This window comes from Shinella sp. 1A1 (assembly GCF_055379515.1).
Window position 1 is genome coordinate 336,691 of the sequence record NZ_AP039671.1, and the last position, 9,834, is coordinate 346,524.

Below are 9,834 nucleotides of genomic sequence, written 5' to 3' on the forward strand. Positions count from 1 at the left end.
GATGCACACTAGCTGGACGCAAGCCGATCTGGCCGCCATCGAGGCAGCGATCGCCTCAGGCGCCCGACGTGTGCGGTTTCAGACACACGAGGTCGAGTATCAATCGATGGCCGATCTCTTCAAGGCACGCGATGCCATTCGTGATGCCCTCTGCAAACCGGAAGCGGGCAGCAATGTTCTCTTCGCTGAATACGGCAACGGTTACTGATGAACCTGCTCGACAAATTTGTTTCCGTGTTTGCGCCGGAGGCGGGCGTCCGACGCGCCGCTGCGCGATCGATGCTGGATCAGTATCGCGAACGCGAATATGCCGCGGCCCAACACGGCCGCCGCAACAAGGCCTGGCGTGCCCGCAGCACATCGGCCGGTGTCGAGGTCGGCGGCGCCCTACGTGCGCTTCGGGATAGATCTCGCGCTTTCGTGCGCGACCGTTGGGCAGGACAGCGCATTCTGGATGTGCTGACATCTCATGTTGTCGGCACAGGCATTCTCGTCGTCGCCGATACGGGCAGCGATCGCGCTGACAAGGCATTCAGGCTTGTTTTCGAAGAATGGCAGGAGGGCTGCGACGCCGAGGGGGTGATGAACTTTGGCGCTCACCAGGCGCTTTCCGTACGCTCGATGGTCGAGGGCGGCGATACTGTAACGCGTTTCATCGACCTGCCCATGAGTGCCGCTGAAGGTTCCGTGCCTTTCCGGCTCCTTGGTCTCGAAGGCGATCATATAGATACCGCGCGGGATCGTAGCGGCGGCGGTAGCACGCGTCTCGGCGTCGAGCTTGGCGAGTGGGGAGCCCGCCGAGGTTTGTGGCTGCATCGGGAACATCCGGGTGATGCATACGCCTCACCGATTGGTGGGTCATCGCTCATTGACTGGGATGATCTTTGCCATCTCTATCGCCCGCTTCGTTGGGGGCAAATCCGCGGGATATCGTGGTTTGCTCCCATTCTGATATCCGCGAACGAGATACAGGACTTGATGGAGGCGGCGATCGTGCAGGCCCGCACGCAGGCCAGCTTTGCAGGGTTCATTCACCGGCAGCCCGGAGGCATGGGCGTGCTTGCAGGAGAGAAGGACGACAAGGGAAAGCTCGTTACTCGGATCGAGCCGGGCATGATCGCGGACATCGGCGACGCCGAGATCACGTTTGCAAACCCTTCCTCCCAGTCGGCATTTGCCGAAACGTACATCGCCGGCATGCAGGCCATGGCCGCTGGGGCGGGTCTTACATATGACCAGATGACCGGCGACCTCAGGCAGGCAAACTACTCCAGTCTGCGGGCTGGAAAGATCGAATTCCGGCGGCTCGTTGAGCAGATTCAGTGGCACATCGTTGGTCCGCGTCTCTGCATGCCGGTGGCCAAGCGTTTCACCGACCGTGCCATTCTGGCCGGAAGGCTGGCGCGTCGCCGCGACGGTTATCGTTTTCGTCTCGTGATGCCGGCGAACGAGCCGATCGATCCGAAGAAAGACTTGGAAGCCGATATTCTTGCCGTTCGCTCCGGCCGCATGCCGCCGCAGGACTTTATTTCCGCTTGGGGCAACGACTGGCGCACGGTGGTGTCGGATTTCCAATCGTTCTTCGCCTTCGCCGATCAAAACAACGTCGTGCTTGACATCGATCCACGGCGCCCCGCCAACGGCAGTCAGCGACCGCCGGAGCAGCCTCCGCAGGAGTGAGAACCCAATGAGCAACGTTATCAGACTCCCGAAGCTTATTCGGGAGGCGGAAGTTCGCGCGCAATCCTTTGACGAATCCGCCAACACCATCGACGTGGTCTTCACTACCGGGGCAACCGGTCGGCGCGTCTCGTGGCTGGAGGGGGAGTTCGACGAGGAGCTCGTCGTCACGAAGAAGAGCGTCCGCCTCGACCGTTTGAACAACGGTGCCCCCTTCCTCGATACCCATTCCAAATGGTCTCTCTCTGATGTTCTGGGATCCGTCGTCCGAGGGAGCGCGCGCATCGAGGGAAGCAATGGTGTCGCCAAGGTTCTGCTTTCGAAGGCGGCCGACGTCGCCGACCGCGTGGCGAAGATCAAGGAAGGCGTCGTTTCCAACATCTCGGTCGGCTACCGCATTCACGCCGTCGAAAAGAAAGAGAGGGTCGGCCAGACGCCGCTTCATCGCGTAATCGACTGGGAACCCTGGGAAATCTCGGCCGTGCCTATCCCCTTCGATGCCGGCGCGCAGATCCGGGCTGCGGCAGATGAAACCGAAACGTTTGCCTGCCGGGTCGTCGCTGACGATGCAAACACCAGCGAGCTCGTGCGCATTCGCATGCGTATGGCTGCCGCGCAATACGGATTGGCGAGTTAGCGGACCCCGCACCGCCATTGCCCGACTTTCGCCGTCCGGGGCGCGGTATCACCCTAAGGAGTATACGATGAAAACTCTCAAGGAGTTGCGGGAGCACCTTGCCAAACTCAAGGCACGTGCCGCCGCCAAGCTCGCCGAGGTCAAGGATGGCATGGAGCCGGATGCGGCCCGCGCGATCGAGGACGAACACAAGAGTATCCTCAAGGAGATAGGAGAAACCGAGACGGAGATCGCCAAGCGCGAGGCCGACCTCGAAGAGGTCGAGCGGCGCGCCGCGAGGGCAACGGCAACTCAGCCGACGCCGACTGGTGACGAGGCGCAGCGTTCCGCGGAAATCATGACCATCGGCCGTCAGGCCGGCATGGATGATGCCGCCATCACCGAAGCCCTCCGCTCGGGTACCAGCCTGACGGATTTTCGCGTCCGCGCATTCGACCATCTTGCCGCCCGCTCTTCTGCCCACCCGACGGAGCCGGCGCGCATCATCCGCGACGAGCAGGAAACCCGTCGCGGGGCGATGACGGAGGCGCTGGCGTATCGCATGGGCGTGCCCATCCCCGAGGCAGGGCCCAGCGAAGCGGCACGCCCGTTCATGGCGCGGGGCCTGATCGACATGGCCGCTGAAACAATCGGATATCGGGGCGGCCTCGTGCTCAATGCGCGCCAGATCGACGATATCTACATTCGCGCCTCGCACACGACGTCCGATTTCCCGGCAATCTTCGAAGGGGCAATCAACCGGACGTTGGAAGCCAGGTACGCGCTGGCGCAGCCGACCTACCGTCGCATCTCCCGCCAGCGCAATTTCCGCGACTTCCGGCCGCATACGACCGTCAAGCTCGGCGATTTCCCGATGCTCAAGAAGGTCCTGGAGGACGGCGAGATCAAGTACGGCACCTTCTCCGAAGGCAAGGAGCAGATCTCGGTCTTCAGCTATGCGATCGCTTTGCGCATCACCCGGCAGATGCTGATCAACGACGACCTCGGCGCCATCTCGGAGTTGCTCAGCAGCTACGGTGATTCCGTCGCGCTCTTCGAGGAGGTGACGTTCTATGCCGGCGCCTTCAACGGAAAGCTGGCGGATGGCAAGGATGTCTTCCACGCCGACCACGCCAACCTCGCAGCGGCAGCATCCGCCATCACCGTTGATGACGTTGGCAAGGGCCGCGCGGCGCTCTCGAAGCAGAAATCCCTCGAAGGCAATCCGCTTCTCCAGAACCGCGCGCGCATCCTCCTCGTCGGGCCGGACAAGATCACGGAGGCGGAAAAGTTGGTCGCTTCCATCACGCCGGCAACGATGTCCAACGTCAATATCTTCTCCGGCCGGCTCGACCCCGTCGAGACTGCGCAGATTTCCGGCAATGCCTGGTACATGTTCGCCGATCCGGCGAGCGGCATCTCGAACTACCGTTGGGGCTACCTCGACGGTTACGAAGCACCGCGCGTGCGGTTTGACGAGCCTTTCGGCCAGCAGGGATTTGCGATGTCCGTGGAGCACGACTTCGGCTGCGGTCCGACGGACTTCCGCGGCGGCTACAAGAACGCGGGCGCGTAGCATTTCGTAAGCTTGGGAGCCGCGCAGGCAACTCGCGCGCGGCTCCGGTCTGAGAAACCCACCTCAAGAGGACACTCCCATGAAAAACTTCCTGCAGCCCGGCGACGCCCTGGATTGCGTCGCGCCCTCCGGCGGCGTGGTGTCGGGTACTCCGGTCATCATCGGTTCGCTTGTCGGCATCGCATCGGTCACGGCGGCCGAAGGTGCATCCTTCACGCTCCAGCGCACCGGCGTCTATCGCCTGCCGAAAACGTCGGCGCAGGCGTGGACACAGGGCGCAAAAATCTACTGGACATCCGGAGGGAAGGCGACGACGGCGGACAGCGGCAACACCCTGATCGGCATTGCCGCCGCCGCCGCCGCCAACCCGAGCGACTTCGGCGACGTCCTGCTGGGTCCGACGACCGTTTGACGATGGCCGACTTCCAGCGTCTTGCCCGTCTCTCCCGCATCACCGTGGAAAAAGTGCACGGTGATGCGGTGACGGTTATCCCGGTCGCCAGAGGAACGGATGTGAACGCGCCGGCCCTCGCGGTCGATGAGCAGGCGTACGGAACCATGGCCTGCTTCTTCGAAAACACTCTCGTGGAAAACGATGCGTATGCGCGGCCCCTGACAGGACAGGGACGACTGCAGAATGCTGCTCCAGCAATTACGGCTTCCATTCGCCTTGTTGACGAAAGGATGCTGGAGGCCGGGTTCTTGCTGCGACGCATTTCCGACGGGCGGGATTTTGAGATATCGAGCTTCAAGCCCGATGGTCTCGGAACTGTTCTCGCTGTCCTGAACGCCAGGAAGGTGCGGGCCTGATGTTGTCGGCGACTGCTGTCCGCCTTGCGGCGATCGAGGTCCTGTGTCCGACCGCCTCGCGAAAAAGCGGGGCCGGGTTTCCGACAATGGCGCAGCACCGCGTCTTTGATAGCCGGCAGGTGGCATTTCAGGATCTGGACCATGCTTCCGCCTTCACTCCGGTTCTCGTGCTGCACACGACCGAGAGCAGTGCGGCTCTCCGCGGCGCGGCCTCAGGATCCGATGATCGGGACGCCTCCACGCTCCTGGATATCGTGGCGGAGATCGCGGTCGCCGGCGACGACGCGGCAGACACAGAGGTCTATGTCCGTTCAGAGGACGATCCACAAGCGCGGCTTGTTCTCGAAGCGCTCACCGCTCAGGTGAGATACCTTCTGGAGCATGCCCCGAGCGGTCGGCTCTTTCGCAGGTACGCAAAGACGATATCTGCCGTCGAAGTGAAGACTTACGGATCTCCCGATCTCGGCGTTCGGTTTCTGCGAAATTCGATTCGCCTGCGCATCGAGGTGCAAGACGATGACTTCGACGTCCCGTCAGGCTCGCTACCCGAGCCCTGCCGGAGTCTTCATGCTGAACTGCCGGCGGGGTCATATGCAAAAGCGAAGCTCGACGAACTGGCGGCTTTCTTCGCGATGCAGCCGCTTCCCGCTCTGACCAGTGCGACATTAACGACAGATCTCGGCGTGATGGCCGAAGGCCTGCCGCAGCCATAACCAGAGGACATCGTCATGGATATTTACCGACCTGCGGAGGGGCGGCGCGTGCCGCTGCCCGGCAGCAATCAGCCTTGGCCGGCGAGTGGCCTGCCGGCCGATCTTTCCAACCCCTACGTCGCGCGGCTCGTGCGCGACGGCGATCTCGAAAAAATTCCCGCAACGGCAGGCCCCCGGAAGGCCCGGAAACCCGCAGGAGATGACGCATGACCAGCAATATTCCGGCCAACCTGACGGCCCCGATCCTCGCCTTCGACGTCACGTCCGGCGGTCAGTTCGAGAACGAGAGCCGCGTGATCCTGCTTGGTCACTGCCTCGGCTCCGCGGCTCTGATGGCCGGCGCCGTCGCGATCTGCTCGTCCTCGATGGACGCCCGCATCCTCGCCGGCGCCGGCTCCATGCTGGAAGGCATGTTCCTCGCCGCGCGGCGCAACGCGCCCGCTCAGGAGATATGGATCGGCAACGTTGCCGATACCGGCACGGCGGAGGTGCGCACGATCACCTGTTCGGCTCCCACGGCCTCTGGCGGACAAGGCATCCTCGCCATCGCCGGCCGGACGATCTCGATCGAGATCCCGGCGGGCGCCACCGCCGCCGATGTCGCCACATCCCTCGTCGCCGCGATCAACGGCTATTACGATCGCCTGTCCCGTCGCTCGATGCCCTATACGGCCGCGATCGACGGGGAAGACGCGACGATCGTGCGAGTGACGGCGCGCCACAAGGGCACCTATGCCGCGGGACATGATTTCCATATCCCTGTTTCCGACGGCAACAATGCCTTCACCGGCAAGATCGCCTTCGCCACCGCGACGGCCGGCGCTGGTTTGCCGGACATTTCCAACGTCCTCGCCGGGATGGGCGACGATCCCTTCGAGACTATGATCTCGGCCTTCGGGGACGCGGACAATCTCGCCAAGGTGTCGAGCTTCCTCAATAACATCTCCGGCCGATGGTCCTACGTCCAGCAGCTCTACGGGCACTACTTCTATCCGAAAACAGGCACGTCTTCGGACCTCACCACGGCGGGGCTGGCGCGCGACGACTGGCATCTGACGCTCGTGCCGCGCTTTTCGGCGGGCGGCAACGCCGAGCCGGATTACGAGTTCGTCGCGAGCGCGGTCGCACGGGTGGCGCCCTGGCTGGGCGGCGGCTCGAACGGCGACGTCTCGCGCAACCAGACCGGCCTTGTCGTCGACGGCATCTCCGCCCCGCGGGACCGCGCCTACTGGCCGGAATATGCGACGCGCGATGCCTTCCTGAAGAACGGCGTCTCGACGTGGAAGGTTTCGCGCAGCGGCGAGGTGGTGATCGACAAGCTCATCACCCAGCAGCAGACGACGAACGGCGCGCCCGACACGACGTTCCGCGATATCCAGCGTCCCTACCAGCTGATGTATGCGCTGAAGAAGTTTCGCGCGGACCTCGCAGCCGAGCACTCCAACAAGGCCCTGTCGGAAGACAATCCCGATAATCTCGAAGCGCTCACCACGGCAAAGGACATCAAGGCGACGCTGGTGCACAGCTACCTCGAAATGTCGGGCGTGCTGGAGAACGCGAATGCCGCCATCGATGCGCTGACCGTTGTGCGCGACCCCGAGAACCCGAACCGGGTGAACATCCACCTGCCGCTCGACTTCGTGAACCCGCTCGACATCTTCGCCGGGCTGGCTGTCGCTAACAGCCAGATCAACACCAGCCTTGCGGCCTGATCGCCGCCGAAAGAAGGACCTGAAATATGGGCAAGAAAGACTTTGGCGGCGTCATCCGCACGCGCCTGTCGACGGGCGATCTCATCCCGCTGCGCGGCACGCTCAATATGAGCACCTCCGGCGTATCGACCGAGGCCGTCACCAACCAGGATGGATCGGTCGATCGCACCATGACGCCGACGGCGCGCCGTGCCGAGATCACCTTCGCCGACCGCGGGCTCGACTATGACCGGCTCATGAAGTCGGACCGCTTCAATGTGACCTTCATCGAGGAGAACACCGGCGTGACGCATTTTTTCACGCGCGCATTCCTCGTCGGCGAGCCGGTCAAGAATCGCATCACCGGCGAGGTAACCGGCATCTCCATCGCCGCCGAGGCCTACCGGAAGACGGAGGGTTGATCGATGGCGAACGTCACCGTTCCCCTCTCGAAGAGCTACACCGGGCATGACGGCGCGTTCTCGTCGGTCGAGCTGCGCGAGCCGACTTTCAAGGAAATCTATATCGATGGTCTCGGTGAACCGCAGCAATGGCAGCCCGGCCCGAATGGACAGCCTGTCCTCATCACCCTGCCGGATGTGATCAATGCCTATGTTGAGAAGCTGGCTGTGAGGCCCACCGCCGATAATCTCGGCCAGCTGAACGTACAGGACAGTCAGGCGTTGGCTGGCCGGGTGAAGGGTTTTTTCTTGGCCGAGCCGGAACGGACGAAGTCGCCGACCTCCTCGTCTTCCGGCTCGGATGGGATGCAGGCCGCGTCGGCCGAATGACGCTTGGGCAAATCCACTACTGGTTTGATCGTGCAGTTGCGATGAAGGAACGTCAGCCGTGACACGGGAAGTCGAAGCCCGCCTGAAAATTTTGGCCGTCGACAAGACCGGACGCGTCCTGCAACAGGTTGCGGGTCGCATGCAGCAGGTCAATCGGCAGGCCGCCGCCCTCAATGCACAACAGGGGAAACTGGGCCGCGCGACGGCTTCCACCATGGCGGTGATGTCGCGTTACCTGGCGCCAGCTGCAGTCGCAGCATTCTCCGCCCGCGCGTTGAAGGACTTTGCAGCCGTTGAGCGACAGATGACGCGCATCGGCATCACGGCCGATGCGAGCGCGGCCGAAACGGAAGAAGCCTTCCGGCGGATGCAGATCGTGTCGAAGGAAATGGCTCTACCGCTGGATGCCGCCATTACCGCTGTCGATACGCTCGTTTCCTCCGGTCTGTCGTTGAAGGAGGCGATGGATTTCCTGCCCTCCGTCCTTGCGACCGCGCAGGCCTCTGGCTCAGCGACGGAAGATATCGCGAATACCGCCATCAAGGCGTCGTCGGCGCTGAAGATCGAGGCGTCCCAGATGCAGCGCGCATTCGACATCATGGTCATGGGCGGCAAGGCCGGCCAGTTCGAATTGAAGGACATGGCGACCTACATTCCCGAACTCGCGAACTCCTTCGCGTCGCTGGGATATACGGGCGAGGAAGGCTTGAAACAGCTGATCGCCATGCTGCAAACGATCCGCGAGGATACCGGTTCGGCTTCTGCTGCTGCTACGCAGGCGCAGAACATCTTCGGCAAGATGTACAACGACGATACGGCGAAGAAATTCGCCAAGTTCGGCATTGATCTGCGTAAGGAGCTAAAAGCTGCGCGCGAACAGGGCGAGGGCGCTGTGCAGGCGTTCGTCCGGCTGTCTCAAGAGGCAATCAAGGGCGATCTCTCGAAGCTTCCCCAGTTGTTCACCGACCAGGAATTCCGGCTCGGCATGCAATCCCTCATTACGAGCACGGATAGCTGGAAGAGCTTTCTGGAGTCGGTCAATTCCGCAGATGTTGACGGTACGGTTTTCCGCGATCTGAAGCGAGTGACGGAAGATGTACAGGCTAGTCTCGACAGGCTGTCGGGAAGTTGGGATGCTTTGATGAAGCGCTTCGGCCAGAAGGTGGCCGGCGTCGCAACGCCGGTAATCGATTCCGTTGTGTCCGCGACCGACAAGCAAGATGCCATTGACCGGGCTCTGAAGGCGCGAGGCATGGGATATTTAGAGAGCCAGTTCCATCAAGTTGGCCTTAGCCAGAGCGAACAGGATCGCCTCGCCATCGAGGGCGGCTTCAAGGATCCGGAGTTGCGCGCGAAATACGAATTCGGACCCACTCTTCCGAATGGCTGGAAGCCGGACAAGGAATTCCCTGGAGGCGGGACGTCAGGCGGGAAAATGCCTCGGATCGGCCCCGTTCCGGGTCGCCGACCGGCAGCTCTTGCTGGCGTAGCTGGCGGCGATTCCATGACGCGCGCCATGCTCGCGCGTCGGGCCGAGATCGACTATTTCAACAGCCACGCTTCCGAAATCAGCCTGCGGCCAGAGCAGCGGAACGAGGACCTCCAGAACATCATCGGCAATCTGGATCGCCTTGAGAAGGGCGGAAGCGGGCGCCCGTGGATGGAGGGCGGAGAGAAGGTCGGTACGGAGGTTGGTGCGGCCGCCATCGAGCGCATGAGCTCGGATGCCAGCGCGGTCGGCTCCGAGATGGCCGAAGTCATGCGGAACGCTCTCAATGCCGCCGCCCCGCAGATCGGCGCCGCGATGGCGCAGGCCTTCGCCGGCATCGCCAGCACGGTGAAGGTCGGCGTCAATATGGGTGGCGGCCCCTCGGGAAAAATCAACGCCGATACCGGGCGCACCATGCCCGCCGGTATCGGCATGCCGGCGAGCACCGGCGGCTGACGGGAAGGCATC

The 9,834-nt window shown here is 62.7% G+C and carries 12 protein-coding genes; all 12 read left to right on the plus strand.

The features are described from left to right. Position 1: 1 nt before the first annotated feature. The 12 genes from ACZ48C_RS01725 (at position 2) to ACZ48C_RS01780 (ending at position 9,822) form a co-directional block, all read left to right on the plus strand. Positions 2-208, plus strand: a complete 207-nt coding sequence (locus ACZ48C_RS01725; protein ID WP_464782003.1) for a phage head-tail joining protein — start codon at positions 2-4, stop codon at positions 206-208. Then, positions 208-1,680 carry a phage portal protein gene (locus ACZ48C_RS01730; RefSeq protein ID WP_464782004.1) on the plus strand — a complete coding sequence of 491 codons (1,473 nt, stop codon included), beginning with the start codon at positions 208-210 and terminating at the stop codon, positions 1,678-1,680. Before ACZ48C_RS01725 ends, ACZ48C_RS01730 begins: the two co-directional genes overlap by 1 nt. 7 nt (positions 1,681-1,687) lie before the next feature. Further along, the gene (locus ACZ48C_RS01735) at positions 1,688-2,317 is read left to right on the plus strand and encodes an HK97 family phage prohead protease (protein WP_464782005.1); all 630 of its coding nucleotides are present in this window, start codon (positions 1,688-1,690) and stop codon (positions 2,315-2,317) included. 67 nt (positions 2,318-2,384) lie between these two features. Beyond that, the gene (locus ACZ48C_RS01740; protein ID WP_464782006.1) at positions 2,385-3,872 is read left to right on the plus strand and encodes a phage major capsid protein; all 1,488 of its coding nucleotides are present in this window, start codon (positions 2,385-2,387) and stop codon (positions 3,870-3,872) included. Between the two features lie 79 nt (positions 3,873-3,951). Next, a complete protein-coding gene (locus tag ACZ48C_RS01745; RefSeq protein ID WP_464782007.1) occupies positions 3,952-4,284 on the plus strand; it encodes a DUF2190 family protein in 333 nt (110 codons plus the stop codon). A 2-nt stretch (positions 4,285-4,286) separates the two neighbouring features. Beyond that, positions 4,287-4,682, plus strand: coding sequence for a hypothetical protein (locus ACZ48C_RS01750; protein WP_464782008.1), 396 nt, complete (start codon positions 4,287-4,289; stop codon positions 4,680-4,682). 86 nt (positions 4,683-4,768) lie between these two features. Further along, positions 4,769-5,395 carry a hypothetical protein gene (locus ACZ48C_RS01755; protein ID WP_464782009.1) on the plus strand — a complete coding sequence of 209 codons (627 nt, stop codon included), beginning with the start codon at positions 4,769-4,771 and terminating at the stop codon, positions 5,393-5,395. 15 nt (positions 5,396-5,410) lie between these two features. Beyond that, positions 5,411-5,605 carry a DUF2635 domain-containing protein gene (locus ACZ48C_RS01760; protein WP_464782010.1) on the plus strand — a complete coding sequence of 65 codons (195 nt, stop codon included), beginning with the start codon at positions 5,411-5,413 and terminating at the stop codon, positions 5,603-5,605. Then, entirely contained in the window at positions 5,602-7,107 is a 1,506-nt protein-coding gene (locus ACZ48C_RS01765) for a phage tail sheath subtilisin-like domain-containing protein (RefSeq protein WP_464782011.1), read from the plus strand. The genes ACZ48C_RS01760 and ACZ48C_RS01765 overlap by 4 nt, the downstream gene beginning before the upstream one ends. A gap of 26 nt (positions 7,108-7,133) precedes the next feature. Continuing rightward, a complete protein-coding gene (locus tag ACZ48C_RS01770) occupies positions 7,134-7,508 on the plus strand; it encodes a phage tail tube protein (protein WP_464782012.1) in 375 nt (124 codons plus the stop codon). A gap of 3 nt (positions 7,509-7,511) precedes the next feature. Further along, positions 7,512-7,877 carry a hypothetical protein gene (locus ACZ48C_RS01775; RefSeq protein ID WP_464782013.1) on the plus strand — a complete coding sequence of 122 codons (366 nt, stop codon included), beginning with the start codon at positions 7,512-7,514 and terminating at the stop codon, positions 7,875-7,877. Positions 7,878-7,935: 58 nt separating this feature from the next. After that, complete coding sequence (locus ACZ48C_RS01780; protein WP_464782014.1) at positions 7,936-9,822, plus strand: phage tail tape measure protein; 1,887 nt, start codon at positions 7,936-7,938, stop codon at positions 9,820-9,822. Positions 9,823-9,834: the final 12 nt, after the last annotated feature.